The following is a 16,029-nucleotide window of genomic DNA, read 5'->3' on the forward strand; positions in this document are numbered from 1 at the left end:
GACAGCCCGCAGGCACCCCCGAAGCCCACCTGGGACCCCCGGCGCCCGGAGCCGCCCTTCCCCTGGCTGCGGCCCACGATCCGTATACGGCTCACGCTGCTGTACGGCGGCATGTTCCTGATCGCCGGCATCCTGCTGCTGTCGATCATCTACCTGCTCGCCGCGCAGGCCATCAGCACCGGCAACCAGCCGCTGTTCAAGATCGTCAGCTTCCAGGAGCTGAAGGTCTCCAGCGACAACTGCCCCGCGATCAACACCACCAGCCTGCCGCTGGCTGACTTCAACAACACGATCAGCCAGTGCGTGGACCACCAGCGCCAGGCCGCCCTGGACAACCTGCTCAGCCGCTCGCTGCTGGCCCTGCTGGGTCTCGCCGTGATCGCCTTCGCGTTCGGTTACGCGATGGCCGGCCGGGTGCTGTCCCCGCTCGGCCGGATCACCCGCACCGCCCGCGCGGTGGCCGGCTCCGACCTGTCCCGCCGGATCGAGCTGGACGGCCCGGACGACGAGCTCAAGGAGCTGGCGGACACCTTTGACGAGATGCTGGAGCGCCTCCAGCGGGCCTTCACCGCCCAGCAGCGCTTCGTCGGCAACGCCTCGCACGAGCTGCGCACCCCGCTCGCGATCAACCGCACGCTCCTGGAGGTCCATCTCTCCGACCCGGGCGCGCCGGTGGAGCTCCAGCAGCTCGGCAAGACGCTGCTGGCCACCAATGAGCGCAGCGAGCAGCTGGTCGAGGGCCTGCTGCTGCTCGCCCGGAGCGACAACCAGATCGTGGAGCGCAAACCGGTCGACCTGGCGGAGGTGGCCGGTCAGGCCATCGACCAGGTCCGCTCCGAGGCGGAGGCCAAGGGCGTGGAGATCCGCGGCGAGCGCGCACCGGCGGTGGTGCAGGGAAACGGCGTGCTCCTGGAGCGCATCGCGCTGAACCTCGTACAGAACGCCGTGCGGTACAACGTGGCCGAGGGGGGCTGGGTCGAGGTGGACACCGAGGTCCAGCACGGCCAGGCGGTGCTCACCGTCTCGAACACCGGTCCGGTGGTGCCGGCGTACGAGATCGACAACCTCTTCGAGCCCTTCAGACGGCTGCGCACCGAGCGCACGGGCAGCGACAAGGGCGTCGGTCTCGGCCTGTCCATCGTGCGGTCCGTGGCCAGGGCGCACGGCGGGCACATCGCGGCGCGACCCCGCGAGGGCGGTGGCCTCGTGATGCGTGTGACACTTCCGCTGTGATCCATTGCCCATTCCGTCGACACACGCGGGAGATGTTCGCTTCACGCGGAATTTTCCGGGGGCTGAATGGGCTTCTGTTTGTGTGATCGATCACATGGGCGGATTTCCGGCCATGTACGGTCAGTGATCATGACAGAGGGCAGAAAGCCTGAAAAGTCCTGGTTTTCAGGGCTCTTGATCACGGGAAGTACACGATGAGGCGCCTTTGAGGTGCGGTATTCGAAGCGTGTACGGTCCTCACCGCCATCCAAGCCGATCACTCTTGAGGGATCGGGTTGGGTGTCGATTGAGTAACAGCCCTTGATGTGAGGCAAAATCTCCGCCTCAGGTCGGGCACAAGTCCGGCCTCTCACGCGTTACGTGCGCTGGAGACACCGCAGACACCCAGAGGGGGAGAGCGATATGGCAACCGACTACGACACTCCACGCAAGACAGACGATGACGTCGACTCGGACAGCTTGGAAGAGCTGAAGGCCCGGCGGAACGACAAGACCACCTCCGCGGTGGACGTCGACGAGTTCGAGGCCGCCGAGGGCCTGGAACTGCCCGGAGCAGACCTCTCGAACGAGGAACTGGCCGTCCGGGTGCTGCCGAAGCAGCAGGACGAGTTCACCTGCATGAGCTGCTTCCTGGTCCACCACCGCAGCCAGCTGGCCCGAGAGAAGAACGGTCAGCCGATCTGCCGCGACTGCGACTGAGGACGGGTCGGCCATGACTGGCTCGACCCCTCCCCGGAAGCGCCGCTTCTCCCTGCGGAAAGCGGACCAAGGGTCGCCCGACGGCCCACTCGGCGCGCGTGACGACGAGCGTGGCTCCCCGGACACGGGGGCCCCGCTCGAACCGACGGCGGACCGGACCGACCATCCGGTGCCGAAGCGAGGACCCGTGCCCATCGCCAGGCGACAGGCACGGGTCATCGGTGGCAAAGCCCGGGTCATCGCCCGGGAAGGCGCCCGCAGGAGCGGTGACCGCGCTCGGGCGGGCCTGGCGTACCTCGCGGACCGTGTCATCGACATCGCCCCGCGGGTGCCCGTACGCGACCTCGCGACCCTGCGCAGGCAGTTCCCCGGTCTCGGACCCGAGGAACTCGCCGACAAGCTGGTGGCGGGCGCCGCGGCCGGGACCTCGACCATCGGGGCCGGGGTCGGCGCGGCGGCGATGCTGCCCGTACCGCCCGCCCTGCCGACCGAACTGGCCACGGAGATCACCGGGGTCGCGGCGGTCGAACTGAAACTCATCGCGGAACTGCACGAGGTCTACGGCCACCGGCCGCCCGGCAACCTCAAGGTCCGCAGCACCGCGTATCTGTCCTCCTGGTCGGGGGAGCGCGGCATCGACGTGATGAAGCCGTCGACGTACGACGCGGCCCTCGGCGGCCGCATGAAGCGCGAACTGCGCCAGCAGATCATGAAGCGGATGGTGCGGGACATGCCCACACTGATGCCCTTCATGGTGGGAGCCGCGGTCGGGGCGGTCCTGAACCGCCGGGACACCAGAAGACTCGCGGCCCGCGTCCGCGCCGACCTGCGCAAGATCCAGGTGCCCTGGGAGGAGCTGGAGCAGCTGCCGCCCCTGGAACAGCCTGCGAAGCCCCTGAGACTGCGCGGTCTTCACAAGGGACTCTGACCCACCCCGAGACCCCCTGAGCCCTTCCCGGGCCTGCTCCGGCCCTCCTGGGCCCTTTCGCGGGACTTCCCGAGGAGCCGGTTCCTAGCTCTCCGCCGGAGTGGGCGCGTTCGCCTTGCGCGCCGCCTCGATCGCCGCCGCCAGCTGCTCCGGCTCACGCGTCGACAGGTACAGGTACGGCGTCGGGTCCTCGGGGTCCGTGACGATCACCCGCAGCGCCCTCGGGATGTACGCGCGCAGCAGCAGGAACGCGCGGACATCGGCCTTGTGCGTGCGCCAGGCGCGGGCCTCCTCCGGGTCCAGCACCTCGGACTCGCCCAGCGCCGACACCGGGATCTTCGCCTCGCCCGCGATCAGCGAGTCGCCGACCACGCGGATGCGCGGAGATCCGTACGAGCTGGCGACCACCGCGGCCGCGGCCGTACCGCCGACCAGGCCGCCCAGGATCGGCAGGGTGCCGAACGGGAAGAGGATCAGGGCGAAGGAGACGCCCACGAGAAAGCTGATCAGCCACCACGAGCGGGGGGCGGTGAGGCGTTCTTCGTACGGGGTCGCGGAGTGCTGCATGGAGCCAAGCTTGGCACGCGTTCCTGTACGAGCTCGGCGCGGGATCCTGTACAGGCCGACGCGCGGGTAAGGTCTGCGCTCGTGAGTGGTAGTTCCGCAAGCCTTCAGCCCCCAGCCGACGCGGTGAAACCGGTACGGCACCCCGACGCGCCCGCACCCGGGGACCTTCTCGGCGCCCACTACGAACACTGTTTCGGCTGCGGCCCCGGGCAGCCCCACGGGCTGCACCTGGAGGCACGGGCCGGTGAGGGCGTCGCCCTGACCGCCGAGTTCACGGTCCAGCCCGCCCACCAGGGCGCTCCCGGCCTCGCGCACGGCGGGGTGCTGGCCACCGCCCTGGACGAGACCCTGGGCTCGCTGAACTGGCTGCTGCGGACCGTCGCCGTGACCGGCCGCCTGGAAACCGACTACGTGCGGCCCGTCCCGGTCGGCACCACACTCCATCTCGCGGCCGAGGTCACCGCCGTCGCCGGGCGGAAGATCTACTCCCGTGCCGTCGGCCGCCTCGACGGCCCCGACGGACCCGTCGCCGTCCGCGCCGACGCCCTCTTCGTCGAGGTGAAGGTCGACCACTTCATCGACCACGGCCGCCCGGAGGAGATCCAGGCCGCCATGAGCGACCCCGACCAGGTCCGCCGGGCCCGTGCCTTCGAGGTGAACCCGTGAGCCCGCAGGAGCCCGTGCGCCCCGCCGGCCGCCCCCCGCTGGACGTGCGGATCCGGCGCGTGGATCCGGACGTACCGCTTCCGGCGTACGAGCACCCCGGGGACGCCGGCGCCGATCTGCGCACCACCGAGGCGTGCGAGCTGGCCCCCGGTGAGCGGGCCCTTCTGCCCACGGGAGTGTCGATCGCCCTCCCGGAGGGGTACGCGGCCTTCGTGCACCCACGTTCCGGTCTCGCCGCCCGCTGCGGTGTCGCCCTGGTGAATGCTCCAGGGACGGTTGATGCCGGGTACCGTGGGGAGATCAAGGTGATCGTGGTGAATCTCGACCCGCGCGAGAGCGTGCGGTTCGAGCGCTTCGACCGGATTGCCCAACTGGTCGTCCAGCAGGTCGAGAGGGTCCGCTTCCAGGAGGTCGCGGAGCTTCCCGGCTCCGCGCGGGCCGAAGGGGGCTTCGGGTCCACCGGTGGCCATGCCGCGGTGGGCGACGAGAGCGGCACAAGCGGTCGGTCCGCCGAGGGCGGCCCGACGGGTGGGAATCGATACGCTTCGGTCGTATCCGACCGGGAAGGACAGTGACGTGTTCGGACGTCGCAACAAGAAGGGTGCCGCCGAGGACGCGGCCGGCGAGGCCGAGCAGGTCGTCGACAGCGTCGAGACCGAGGCGGACGAGGAAGCGGAGGCCGAGCGCGAGCGCGTCCGGCTGGAGCCCGGCCCGCGGCCCGAGGGTCCGTGGGACAGCACCGAGGTACGCGACCCGGCCGAGGGCCGCGTGGATCTCGGCGGTCTGTTCGTGCCGGGCGTGGACGGCATGGAGCTGCGGGTCGAGGTCGCGGGTGACGCGATCGTGGCCGCCACCGTCGTCCTGAATGACAGCGCCGTCCAGCTCCAGGCCTTCGCCGCGCCCAAGCGTGAGGGCATCTGGGGCGAGGTCCGCGAGGAGATCGGGGCCGGGATCACCCAGCAGGGCGGCATCATCGACGAGGTCGAGGGTCCGCTCGGCTGGGAGCTGCGGGCCCAGGTGCCGGTGCAGCTGCCGGACGGCACCGGCGGCTTCCAGGTGGTGCGGTTCGTCGGTGTCGACGGCCCCCGCTGGTTCCTGCGCGGTGTGATCTCCGGCCAGGGCGCGGTGCAGCCGCAGGCCGCCGGGCTCCTTGAGCAGATCTTCCGGGACACGGTCGTGGTCCGCGGCGAGGGCCCGATGGCGCCCCGCGACCCGATCGTCCTCAAGCTGCCGAACGACGCCCAGATGGTTCCCGAGGGGGTCCAGCAGGAGGAGGGTTCACGGTTCTCCGGGGGCATGGGACAGCTCCAGCGGGGTCCGGAGATCACGGAAGTCCGCTGACGGTCACCAGCAGACGGGTCGCGCCTTCGCGAGGTGCGGCCCGTTTTTCGCGCCCGCGCGCGGACCGGGAGCCCCCCGCCCATCAGGGTTCCGTCAAAGTGCTCTCGTACGCCCGCCCCCGTCCGGTTTGTCCCCATCGTTGGCCGTAAGGTCGACGCTGCGTAGGCAGGGGTGAGCGGAAGACAATGGAGCCATGGCACGCGGGAAGCTGCGGATTTATCTCGGGGCGGCGCCGGGGGTCGGGAAGACGTACGCGATGCTCGCCGAGGCGCATCGGCGCGTCGAGCGCGGTACGGACTGTGTCGTGGCGTTCGTGGAGCACCATGAGCGTCCGCGCACCGAGGTGATGCTGCACGGCCTCGAACAGGTGCCGCGCAAGGAGCTGGAGTACCGCGGGGGCGTCTTCGGGGAGATGGACGTCGACGCCGTGCTGCGCAGGGCGCCCGCCATCGCCCTGGTGGACGAACTCGCCCACACCAACATCCCCGGCTCGCGCAACGCCAAGCGCTGGCAGGACGTCGAGGAACTGCTCGCCGCCGGGATCGACGTCATCTCGACCGTCAATATCCAGCACCTGGAATCACTCGGCGACGTGGTCGAGTCCATCACCGGGGTGCGCCAGCGCGAGACCGTCCCCGACGAGGTGGTACGGCGGGCCGGCCAGATCGAACTGGTCGACATGTCCCCGGAGGCGCTGCGCCGCCGGATGGCGCACGGGAACATCTACCAGCCCGACAAGGTCGACGCGGCGCTGTCCAACTACTTCCGCCCCGGCAACCTCACCGCCCTGCGCGAACTGGCGCTGCTGTGGGTCGCCGACCGGGTGGACGAATACCTGAACCAGTACCGCAGCGAACACCGGGTCTCCAAGATCTGGGGTTCGCGGGAGCGGATCGTGGTCGGGCTGACCGGCGGACCCGAGGGCCGTACGCTCATCCGCCGCGCCGCCCGGCTCGCCGAGAAGGGCGCCGGCGGCGAGGTGCTCGCCGTCTACATCGCCCGCAGCGACGGGCTGACCGCGGCCTCCCCGAAGGAACTCGCCGTCCAGCGCACCCTCGTGGAGGACCTCGGCGGCACCTTCCACCATGTGGTCGGCGACGACATACCGGCCGCGCTGCTGGACTTCGCACGCGGCGTCAACGCCACCCAGATCGTGCTCGGCTCCTCGCGCCGCAAGGCCTGGCAGTACGTCTTCGGACCCGGCGTCGGCGCCACCGTCGCCCGGGAGTCCGGCCCCGACCTCGACGTCCACATCGTCACCCACGAGGAGGTCGCCAAGGGCCGCGGACTGCCCGTGGCCCGCGGCGCCCGCCTCGGCCGTACCCGGATCCTCTCGGGCTGGGCCATGGGGGTCGCGGGCCCCGCCGTGCTCGCGCTGCTGCTGAACACCGTCGACATCGGCCTCGCCAACGACATGCTGCTGTTCCTGGCCGTCACGGTCGCGGCGGCCCTGCTCGGTGGCCTGCTGCCCGCCCTCGCCTCGGTGGCCTTCGGCTCTTTGCTGCTGAACTACTTCTACACACCGCCGCTGCACCGCTGGACCATCGCCGACCCGAAGAACATCGTCGCCATAGTGATCTTCTTCGGCGTCGCCGTGTCGGTCGCCTCCGTGGTGGACCTCGCCGCCCGCCGCACCCACCAGGCGGCCCGGCTGCGCGCCGAGTCCGAGATCCTGTCCTTCCTGGCCGGCAACGTGCTGCGCGGCGAGACCAGCCTGGAGGAGCTGCTGGAGCGGCTCCGGGAGACCTTCGCCATGGAGTCGGCGGCCCTGCTGGAGCGGCAGAGCGACGTCGAACCGTGGACCTGCGCGGGCCGTGCCGGCTTCGGGCCCGTCCTGGAGCGCCCCGAGGACGCCGACGTCGACATGCCCGTCGGCGACCACATGGCGCTCGCCCTGACCGGCCGGGTGCTGCCCGCCGAGGACCGCAGGGTGCTCGCCGCCTTCGGCGCCCAGGCCGCCGTCGTCCTCGACCGCAGACGTCTCCAGGAGGAGGCCGACCAGGCCCGGACGCTCGCCGAGGGCAACCGCATCCGCACCGCCCTGCTGGCCGCCGTCAGCCACGATCTGCGCACCCCGCTGGCCGGGATCAAGGCCGCCGTCTCCTCGCTGCGCTCCGCCGACGTCGACTGGTCCGAGGAGGACCGCGCCGAGCTCCTGGAGGGCATCGAGGAGGGCGCCGACCGGCTCGACCACCTCGTCGGCAACCTCCTGGACATGTCCCGCCTCCAGACCGGCACCGTCACCCCGCTGATCCGCGAGATCGACGTGGACGAGGTCGTACCGATGGCCCTGGGCGGCGTCCCGGAGGACAGCGTCGACCTGGACGTGCCCGAGACCCTGCCGATGATCCTGGCCGACCCCGGGCTGCTGGAGCGCTCGGTGGCCAACCTGGTGGAGAACGCCGTCAAGTACAGCCCGGGCGGCCGGCGCGTCCTGGTCTCCGCCAGCGCCCTCGCCGACCGGGTGGAGGTCCGCGTGGTGGACCGCGGCCCCGGCGTGCCGGACGCGGCCAAGGACCGTATCTTCGAACCCTTCCAGCGCTACGGCGACGCCCCGCGCGGCGCGGGCGTCGGGCTCGGCCTCGCGGTCGCCCGGGGCTTCGCCGAGGCCATGGGCGGCACCCTGACCGCGGAGGACACGCCCGGTGGCGGCCTCACCATGGTCCTGAGCCTGCGCAGCATCCACGGGCGGCAGCCGGTCACGGAGTCCCCCGAAGCGGCGTCCACCCCCGCCCCGGCCCACGGTGGGCCGGGCAGCGCGGAACCAGAAAGGCAGACCCTATGCTGAGCCCGAGCGGGGACCGCACCCCCACGCGGGTCCTCGTGGTCGACGACGAGCCGCAGATCGTGCGCGCCCTCGTGATCAACCTCAAGGCACGCAAGTACGACGTCGACGCGGCCGCCGACGGCAGGACCGCCCTCGATCTCGCCGCCTCCCGCCACCCCGACGTCGTCGTCCTCGACCTGGGCCTGCCCGACATGGACGGCGTCGAGGTGATCAAGGGCCTGCGCGGCTGGACCCGGGTGCCGATCCTGGTGCTCTCCGCCCGCCACTCCTCCGACGAGAAGGTCGAGGCCCTGGACGCGGGCGCCGACGACTACGTCACCAAGCCCTTCGGCATGGACGAGCTGCTGGCCCGGCTGCGCGCCGCCGTGCGCCGCGCCGAGCCGGTCGGCGCCGGCGAGGACGATGTCACCACCGTGGAAACCGAGGGGTTTGCCGTCGACCTGGCCGCCAAGAAGGTGCACCGCGGCGGGCGCGACGTCCGGCTCACCCCCACGGAATGGCATCTCCTGGAGGTGCTGGTCCGCAACACAGGGCGCCTGGTCAGCCAGAAGCAGCTCCTCCAGGAGGTGTGGGGGCCCTCGTACGGGACGGAGACGAACTATCTGCGCGTCTACATGGCGCAGTTGCGGCGCAAGCTGGAGGCCGATCCCTCGCACCCGAAGCACTTCATCACGGAGCCCGGGATGGGGTATCGGTTCGAGAAGTGAGTTTCGATGGGCGAAGAGGCGCGTACCGGGGAAGTGTGAGCGGGGATACGGCGCTGTCGGCGGGCCCCGGTACGCTTCAGATATGAGTGCTGTTCCTCGTTCAGAAAAGCCGGCCGGCCGGTTCCGGCGCATGCTCGACCGGCTCTCCACGTCCCAGGAGGACCTGGAGTCCGAGGAGCTGCGCGAGGACGCCGAGACGGCGGGTTGTACGAAGATCGGCGACTGCCAGGACCGGCAGATCGTCACCGTAACTGGTACCTTGCGCACGGTCACCCTGCGTCCGCGCGCCGGAGTCCCGGCCCTGGAGGCCGAGCTGTTCGACGGCTCCGCGGCGCTGGACGTGGTGTGGCTCGGCAGGCGTTCCATCGTGGGCATAGAACCGGGGCGCAAGCTGATCGCATCGGGCCGGATCTCGCTGAGCCGAGGCCGCCGGGTGCTGTTCAATCCGAAGTACGAACTGCGACCCCTCGGACGGGAGTAGCCGGTGACGTCCCTCGACAAGCCGACCGAAGACACCGACCAGACCCCGCCCGGCGAGTCCGGCGAAGGCGACGCCCGTGCGGTGACGGAGGCGGCGCTGTTCGAGGCGTTCGGCGGCGTCCGCGGCATGGTCGAGACGGTCGTGCCGGGCCTGCTGTTCGTCGCGATCTTCACGGTCAACAAGGACCTGCACATCTCGGCGATCGCCGCGCTGGCCGTCTCCCTGGTGCTGGTCGTGGTCCGGCTCGCCATGAAGGACACCGTCAAGCACGCCTTCAGCGGTGTGTTCGGCGTGGTCTTCGGCGTGGTGTTCGCCATGTTCACCGGCAATGCCAAGGACTTCTACCTCCCCGGCATGCTCTACACGCTGGGCCTGGCGCTCGCCTACATCGTCACCACCCTCCTCGGGGTGCCGCTGATCGGTGTCGTGCTGGGCCCGGTCTTCAAGGAGAACCTCTCCTGGCGCACCCGTAACCCGGGCCGCAAGAAGGCCTACGCGAAGTCGAGTTGGGCCTGGGGCCTGATCCTGCTCGCCAAGTGCGCGATCCTCTTCCCGCTGTACTGGTGGTCCGACACCACCCGGCTCGGCTGGGTCCTCGTCGCCCTGAAGATCCCGCCCTTCCTGCTGGCCGTCTGGCTCACCTGGGTCTTCCTCGCCAAGGCGCCCGCGCCGATCGACGTCTTCGCGGAGATGGAGGCCGAGGAGCAGGCCGAGAAGGCGGAGAAGGAGCGCAAGGCCGCGCTGGCCGCGGAGAGCGGCGAGCCCGAGGCCATGCCGGGCCGCCATCGCAGGCAGGCGTGAGCGCGGTGCCGTAGCCGGTCGGCGGCTGTGCCGCGCGCCGTGGACGGTCGGCGGATGCGCTCCGCACCGTAGACGGTCGGTAGCCGTGGTCCGCACCGTGGACGCTCGGCAGCGATGCTCCTGCCGTGGACGGTCGTCACGACGACGAAGGGCGCCCTTGTCACCAAGGGCGCCCTTGCGCGTGCTCAGGGCCCTCAGGCCCGTCCGCTCCGGTCCGTCAGCCTTCTTCGCGCTTGCGCACCGACAGCAGCTCCTCCAGCTGCTCCTCCCGGGCCTGAGCCGCCACGAACAGCAGCTCGTCGCCCGGCTCCAGGGAGTCATCCCGGGACGGCGTCAGCACCCGGGTGCCCCGGATGATGGTCACCAGCGAGGTGTCCTCGGGCCAGCGCACGTCCCCGACCTGGGTGCCGGCCAGGGCCGACTCCTCGGGCAGCGTCAGCTCCACGAGGTTGGCGTCGCCATGGCTGAAGCGCAGCAGCCGTACCAGGTCGCCGACGCTCACCGCCTCCTCGACCAGGGCGGACATCAGACGCGGGGTGGAGACGGCCACGTCCACGCCCCACGCCTCGTTGAACAGCCACTCGTTCTTGGGGTTGTTGACCCGGGCGACGACACGCGGGACGCCGTACTCCGTCTTGGCGAGCAGTGACACCACCAGGTTGACCTTGTCGTCACCGGTGGCGGCGATCACCACATTGCAGCGCTGGAGCGCCGCCTCGTCCAGGGACGTGATCTCGCAGGCGTCGGCCAGCAGCCACTCGGCCTGCGGCACCCGCTCCACCGAGATGGCGGTCGGGGCCTTGTCGATGAGCAGGATCTCGTGGCCGTTCTCCAGCAGCTCGCCCGCGATCGAGCGGCCGACGGCGCCGGCTCCGGCAATGGCGACCCTCATCAGTGACCGCCCTCTTCTTCCGGGCCCCCGGCGAACGCCGCCTCGACCGCTTCCACGTCGTCCGTCCGCATCATCACGTGCACGAGGTCGCCCTCCTGGAGCACCGTCTGGGAGGTGGGCAGGATCGCCTCTCCCAGCCGGGTCAGGAACGCCACCCGGACGCCCGTGTCCTCCTGCATCTTGCTGATCTTGTGGCCGACCCACTTCGGGGAGGCGTGCACCTCGGCGAGCTGCACCCCGCCGGTGGGGTCGCGCCACAGCGGCTCGGCCCCGGAGGGCAGCAGCCGGCGCAGCATCTGGTCGGCGGTCCAGCGGACCGTGGCCACGGTCGGGATACCGAGACGCTGGTAGACCTCGGCGCGCCGGGGGTCGTAGATACGGGCGGCCACGTTCTCCACGCCGAACATCTCGCGCGCGACCCGCGCGGAGATGATGTTGGAGTTGTCGCCGCTGGAGACGGCCGCGAAGGCGCCCGCCTCCTCGATCCCCGCCTCGCGCAGGGTGTCCTGGTCGAAGCCGACTCCGGTGACCCGGCGGCCTCCGAATCCCGGTCCCAGCCGACGGAAGGCGGTCGGGTCCTGGTCGATCACGGCGACCGTGTGCCCCTGTTGCTCCAGGGTCTGGGCGAGAGCGGAGCCTACTCGCCCGCAGCCCATGATGACGATGTGCACGACCGTCCTTCCGATGTCAAGAGTCGTTGGCTTGGCCTGAACAGGTTCTCAGACTGTCGCCCAAGCTACACACGCATCACCCTCACCGGGCACCCCCGTGCCCGGGTAGCGCCCGCGCACCGGGCTCAGAGGGGCTCAGACGGGCTCAGAGGGCCTCATAGAGGCTCATCCGCTCGTCTTCGAGTGATGCTGCGCACGCTGCACACGGTCAGGATTCCGAGGCCGGCCAGGGCGAGCACCGCCCCGATCAGCTCAGCGGTCGGCGGCATGGGGCCTCCACGGGTCGGTGACAGACGGGGTTTGCCATCTAGGCACGACCCGGGCCCGTGCCACGGAATCCGTACATCACTCCACCGCCGAGTTCACCCATGGGGAAGATATTGCGGACAGGGTGGGCGGCTGCCAGTTCGAAGGCTTACGATCCTCTCTCGTGTCCAAACTGACCGACGTGCCCAAACGGATCCTGATCGGGCGCGCACTGCGCAGTGACCGGCTGGGGGAAACCCTCCTGCCCAAGCGCATCGCACTGCCCGTCTTCGCTTCCGACCCGCTGTCCTCCGTCGCCTACGCGCCGGGGGAGGTTCTGCTGGTCCTGTCCATCGCGGGCGTGTCGGCGTACCACTTCAGCCCCTGGATCGCTGTCGCGGTCGTCGTGCTGATGTTCACCGTGGTCGCTTCCTACCGCCAGAACGTGCACGCCTACCCGAGCGGCGGCGGCGACTACGAGGTGGCGACCACCAACCTCGGCCCCAAGGCGGGCCTCACCGTCGCGAGCGCGCTGCTCGTGGACTACGTGCTGACGGTCGCGGTGTCCATCGCCTCCGGCATCGAGAACCTCGGCTCGGCCGTCCCGTTCGTGGTCGAGCACAAGGTGCTCTGCGCGACCGTCGTGATCGTCCTGCTGACGCTGATGAACCTGCGTGGCGTCAAGGAGTCCGGCAAGCTCTTCGCGATCCCGACGTACGTGTTCGTCGGCGGCGTCTTCATCATGATCCTGTGGGGCGCGTTCCGCGGCCTGGTGCTCGGCGACACCATGCGGGCGCCGACCGCGGACTTCCACATCAGGGCCGAGCACCAGGGCCTCGCGGGCTTCGCGCTGGTCTTCCTGCTCCTGCGCGCCTTCTCCTCCGGCTGTGCCGCCCTGACCGGCGTCGAGGCCATCTCCAACGGCGTCCCGGCCTTCCGCAAGCCGAAGTCCAAGAACGCGGCGAGCACGCTCGCGGCGATGGGCCTGCTGGCCGTCACCATGTTCTGCGGCATCATCGCCCTGGCCGCGACGACCAAGGTGCGCATGGCCGAGAACCCGGCCACCGACCTGCTGCACAACGGCCACCCGATCGGCTCCGGCTACGTCCAGAACCCGGTGATCTCCCAGGTCGCCGAGGCGGTCTTCGGCAAGGGCAGCTTCCTGTTCGTGCTGCTTGCGGCCGCCACCGCGCTGGTGCTGTTCCTCGCGGCCAACACCGCGTACAACGGCTTCCCGCTGCTCGGCTCGATCCTCGCCCAGGACCGCTACCTGCCCCGCCAGCTGCACACCCGCGGCGACCGGCTCGCCTTCTCCAACGGCATCGTGCTGCTCGCCGGCGCCGCCGCGTTGCTGACCGTGATCTACGGTGCCGATTCCACGCGTCTGATCCAGCTCTACATCGTCGGCGTGTTCGTGTCCTTCACGCTGAGCCAGACCGGCATGGTCCGGCACTGGAACCGCCACCTGGCGGTCGAGAAGGACCAGGCCAAGCGGCGCCACATGATGCGCTCGCGGGCGATCAACACCTTCGGCGCCTTCCTCACCGGCCTGGTGCTGGTCGTCGTCCTGGTCACCAAGTTCACGCACGGCGCCTGGGTGGCCCTGCTGGGCATGTGCATCTTCTTCGCGACCATGACCGCGATCCGCAAGCACTACGACCGCGTCGCCGAGGAGATCGCCGCGCCCGAGGAGCCGGACGACGACCTGGTCCGCCCCTCCCGTGTGCACTCCGTGGTGCTGATCTCCAAGATCCACCGGCCGACCCTGCGGGCCCTGGCCTACGCCAAGCTGATGCGCTCCGACAGCCTGGAGGCGCTCACCGTCAACGTGGACCCGGCCGAGACCAAGGCGCTGCGCGAGGAGTGGGAGCGGCGCGGCATCGACGTACCGCTGAAGGTCCTCGACTCGCCGTACCGCGAGGTCACCCGGCCGGTGATCGAGTATGTCAAGGGCCTGCGCAAGGAGTCCCCGCGGGACGCGGTCTCCGTGATCATCCCCGAGTACGTGGTCGGCCACTGGTACGAGCACCTGCTGCACAACCAGAGCGCCCTGCGCCTCAAGGGCCGCCTGTTGTTCACGCCCGGTGTGATGGTCACCTCCGTGCCCTACCAGCTGGCCTCCTCCGAGGCGGCCAAGATGCGGGCCCGCAGGCGCCAGGAGTGGAGCGCGCCCGGCGCGGTCCGCCGCGGCCCGGCGGGGGAGCGGCCCAAGGAGCCGTCGGAGCCGTCGGGGTCGTCGGGTTCGTCGGGCTCGTCCGCGAAGGACTGACGAGGCACCGGGGTACGGGACCGGGGCGGCGAGGCCGTAGACTGGTGGGCTGTTGTCGGTCCACCGGGCTGCGCTCGACCGCCCCGGACCCGTCTCCGCAGCTCGTCTGCTTCTTTGCCGTCCTCCGTCGCGAACCCGATCCTCTGGAGCCACCCACCATGCAGGCAGAACCGACCACGTCTCTGGTGGGCGAGGAGTACGAGGTCGAGATCGGCCCCGTCGCCCACGGCGGCCACTGCATCGCCCGTACCGCCGAGGGCCAGGTCCTCTTCGTCCGGCACGCGCTGCCCGGCGAGCGCGTGGTGGCGAAGGTGACCGAGGGCGAGGAGGGCGCCCGCTTCCTGCGCGCGGACGCCGTACGCGTCCTGGAGGCGTCCAAGGACCGCATCGAGGCGCCCTGCCCCTTCGCCGGGCCCGGCCGCTGCGGCGGCTGCGACTGGCAGCACGCCAAGCCGGGCGCCCAGCGCCGGCTGAAGGCGGACGTGCTCGCCGAGCAGCTGCGCCGGCTCGCGGGCCTCACCCCCGAGGAGGCCGGCTGGGACGGCACGGTGGTCCCGGCCGAGGGCGACAAGCTGCCCGCCGGCGAGGTGCCGCAGTGGCGCACCCGGGTGCAGTACGCAGTCGACGCCGAGGGCCACGCCGGTCTGCGCCGGCACCGTTCGCACGAGGTCGAGCGCATCGACCACTGCATGATCGCGGCGCCCGGTGTGTCGGAGCTGGGCATCGAGAAGCACGAGTGGGCCGGCATGGAGTCGGTCGAGGCGATCGCGGCGACGGGCTCCCAGGACCGCCAGGTGATCCTCACCCCGCGTCCGGGCGGCCGCCTGCCCCTGGTCGAGCTGGACAAGCCGGTCTCGGTCATGCGGGTCGACGAGAAGTCCGGGGGCGTGCACCGCGTGCACGGCCGCCCCTTCGTCCGCGAGCGCGCGGACGGCCGCACCCACCGGGTCGGCGCCGGCGGCTTCTGGCAGGTCCACCCGAAGGCGGCGGACACCCTCGTCACCGCGGTGATGCAGGGCCTGCTGCCGCGCAAGGGCGAGATGGCCCTCGACCTCTACTGCGGCGCCGGCCTCTTCGCCGGCGCCCTCGCCGACCGCCTCGGCGACAAGGGCGCGGTCCTCGGCATCGAGTCCGGTAAACGCGCGGTCGAGGACGCCCGCCACAACCTGGCCGACTTCCCCCGCGTCCGCATCGAACAGGGCAAGGTCGAATCCGTCCTCCCGCGCACGGGCATCACCGAGGTCGACCTGATCGTCCTCGACCCACCCCGCGCGGGCGCCGGCCGCGACACGGTGAAGCACCTCGCGTCCCTGCGGGCGCGCCGCATCGCCTACGTGGCGTGCGATCCGGCGGCGCTGGCGCGGGATCTGGGGTATTTCGGGGAGAACGGGTATCGGGTGCGGATGCTGCGGGCGTTCGATCTGTTTCCGATGACGCATCATGTGGAGTGTGTGGCGATCCTCGAACCGGCCGCGAAGGGTTCCTGACCTGCGGCTTCCGGGCGGCCCGACCTAGTGCTGCCTGGGGAGAAGTGGCTCCGACCCGCGCTGTGGCTGCGGCCTCCTCGAACCTGTCGACCGCAAGAAGGACGGCCGACTGTGCCGTCGTGATGTGCTCGGATCTCGGAGTCTTGTCAGAATCGGCGTTCCCGTCCGTCTTCCCGAGGGACTCATATGTGCGCCTGTACGTGGGGGCCCGAGGTGAAGACCTTGAGCCCACACGTACCGTGTCGGGCTGTCC

Annotated in this window: 15 protein-coding genes; 12 read left to right on the forward strand and 3 right to left on the reverse strand. The window is 70.7% G+C overall.

The window, feature by feature from the left end; genetic code table 11:
* The 3 genes from CCN72_RS13030 to CCN72_RS13040 all read left to right on the forward strand — a co-directional run.
* The coding region (locus CCN72_RS13030; protein WP_107430096.1) for a sensor histidine kinase at positions 1-1,233 on the forward strand (1,233 nt) is incomplete at its 5' end.
* 402 nt (positions 1,234-1,635) lie between these two features.
* Complete coding sequence (locus CCN72_RS13035) at positions 1,636-1,932, forward strand: DUF4193 domain-containing protein (RefSeq protein ID WP_037654155.1); 297 nt, start codon at positions 1,636-1,638, stop codon at positions 1,930-1,932.
* Between the two features lie 13 nt (positions 1,933-1,945).
* On the forward strand, positions 1,946-2,860 hold the full coding sequence (locus tag CCN72_RS13040; protein WP_202442221.1) for a hypothetical protein: 915 nt from the start codon (positions 1,946-1,948) through the stop codon (positions 2,858-2,860).
* Between the two features lie 84 nt (positions 2,861-2,944).
* Here the strand turns inward: CCN72_RS13040 and CCN72_RS13045 are convergent, their stop codons facing one another.
* A complete protein-coding gene (locus CCN72_RS13045) occupies positions 2,945-3,427 on the reverse strand; it encodes a DUF3093 domain-containing protein (RefSeq protein ID WP_086807668.1) in 483 nt (160 codons plus the stop codon).
* An 81-nt stretch (positions 3,428-3,508) separates the two neighbouring features.
* Between CCN72_RS13045 and CCN72_RS13050 the strand changes: the two genes are divergently transcribed.
* The 7 genes from CCN72_RS13050 to CCN72_RS13080 all read left to right on the forward strand — a co-directional run bounded on the left by CCN72_RS13050 (position 3,509) and on the right by CCN72_RS13080 (position 10,211).
* Complete coding sequence (locus CCN72_RS13050) at positions 3,509-4,093, forward strand: PaaI family thioesterase (protein WP_086807669.1); 585 nt, start codon at positions 3,509-3,511, stop codon at positions 4,091-4,093.
* On the forward strand, positions 4,090-4,668 hold the full coding sequence (gene dut / locus CCN72_RS13055) for a dUTP diphosphatase (RefSeq protein ID WP_232988206.1): 579 nt from the start codon (positions 4,090-4,092) through the stop codon (positions 4,666-4,668). Before CCN72_RS13050 ends, dut begins: the two co-directional genes overlap by 4 nt.
* A gap of 1 nt (position 4,669) precedes the next feature.
* Entirely contained in the window at positions 4,670-5,434 is a 765-nt protein-coding gene (locus CCN72_RS13060) for a DUF3710 domain-containing protein (protein WP_085566952.1), read from the forward strand.
* 193 nt (positions 5,435-5,627) lie between these two features.
* Positions 5,628-8,222: a sensor histidine kinase gene (locus CCN72_RS13065; protein ID WP_086807670.1), complete on the forward strand. Its 2,595-nt coding sequence runs from the start codon at positions 5,628-5,630 to the stop codon at positions 8,220-8,222.
* Entirely contained in the window at positions 8,216-8,929 is a 714-nt protein-coding gene (locus CCN72_RS13070; RefSeq protein WP_085566954.1) for a response regulator, read from the forward strand. The genes CCN72_RS13065 and CCN72_RS13070 overlap by 7 nt, the downstream gene beginning before the upstream one ends.
* Positions 8,930-9,011: 82 nt before the next feature.
* Positions 9,012-9,410, forward strand: coding sequence for an OB-fold nucleic acid binding domain-containing protein (locus CCN72_RS13075; RefSeq protein ID WP_078967283.1), 399 nt, complete (start codon positions 9,012-9,014; stop codon positions 9,408-9,410).
* A gap of 3 nt (positions 9,411-9,413) precedes the next feature.
* Positions 9,414-10,211 carry a DUF3159 domain-containing protein gene (locus tag CCN72_RS13080; RefSeq protein ID WP_086807671.1) on the forward strand — a complete coding sequence of 266 codons (798 nt, stop codon included), beginning with the start codon at positions 9,414-9,416 and terminating at the stop codon, positions 10,209-10,211.
* A 217-nt stretch (positions 10,212-10,428) separates the two neighbouring features.
* Here CCN72_RS13080 and CCN72_RS13085 read toward each other — a convergent pair whose 3' ends face one another.
* Positions 10,429-11,103 carry a potassium channel family protein gene (locus CCN72_RS13085; protein ID WP_085566956.1) on the reverse strand — a complete coding sequence of 225 codons (675 nt, stop codon included), beginning with the start codon at positions 11,101-11,103 and terminating at the stop codon, positions 10,429-10,431.
* Positions 11,103-11,774, reverse strand: a complete 672-nt coding sequence (locus tag CCN72_RS13090) for a potassium channel family protein (protein WP_037654174.1) — start codon at positions 11,772-11,774, stop codon at positions 11,103-11,105. Before CCN72_RS13090 ends, CCN72_RS13085 begins: the two co-directional genes overlap by 1 nt.
* A gap of 430 nt (positions 11,775-12,204) precedes the next feature.
* Here CCN72_RS13090 and CCN72_RS13095 point away from each other — a divergent pair, with 430 nt between their 5' ends.
* On the forward strand, positions 12,205-14,289 hold the full coding sequence (locus CCN72_RS13095; protein ID WP_086807672.1) for an APC family permease: 2,085 nt from the start codon (positions 12,205-12,207) through the stop codon (positions 14,287-14,289).
* 158 nt (positions 14,290-14,447) lie between these two features.
* Complete coding sequence (locus CCN72_RS13100; protein ID WP_086807673.1) at positions 14,448-15,776, forward strand: class I SAM-dependent RNA methyltransferase; 1,329 nt, start codon at positions 14,448-14,450, stop codon at positions 15,774-15,776.
* Positions 15,777-16,029 lie beyond the last annotated feature (253 nt).

Origin of the sequence: Streptomyces murinus (assembly GCF_002154555.1) — a bacterium.
GTDB classification, from domain to species: domain Bacteria; phylum Actinomycetota; class Actinomycetes; order Streptomycetales; family Streptomycetaceae; genus Streptomyces; species Streptomyces murinus.

What these genes read in the sequence shown, in the direction of transcription:
- CCN72_RS13070 (WP_085566954.1), top strand. Translation starts at nt 8,216, where the DNA reads ATGCTGAGCCCGAGCGGGGACCGCACCCCCACGCGGGTCCTCGTGGTC.
- CCN72_RS13035 (WP_037654155.1), top strand. Translation starts at nt 1,636, where the DNA reads ATGGCAACCGACTACGACACTCCACGCAAGACAGACGATGACGTCGAC.
- CCN72_RS13065 (WP_086807670.1), top strand. Translation starts at nt 5,628, where the DNA reads ATGGCACGCGGGAAGCTGCGGATTTATCTCGGGGCGGCGCCGGGGGTC.
- CCN72_RS13075 (WP_078967283.1), top strand. Translation starts at nt 9,012, where the DNA reads ATGAGTGCTGTTCCTCGTTCAGAAAAGCCGGCCGGCCGGTTCCGGCGC.
- CCN72_RS13040 (WP_202442221.1), top strand. Translation starts at nt 1,946, where the DNA reads ATGACTGGCTCGACCCCTCCCCGGAAGCGCCGCTTCTCCCTGCGGAAA.
- CCN72_RS13045 (WP_086807668.1), bottom strand. Translation starts at nt 3,427, where the DNA reads ATGCAGCACTCCGCGACCCCGTACGAAGAACGCCTCACCGCCCCCCGC.
- CCN72_RS13085 (WP_085566956.1), bottom strand. Translation starts at nt 11,103, where the DNA reads ATGAGGGTCGCCATTGCCGGAGCCGGCGCCGTCGGCCGCTCGATCGCG.
- CCN72_RS13100 (WP_086807673.1), top strand. Translation starts at nt 14,448, where the DNA reads ATGCAGGCAGAACCGACCACGTCTCTGGTGGGCGAGGAGTACGAGGTC.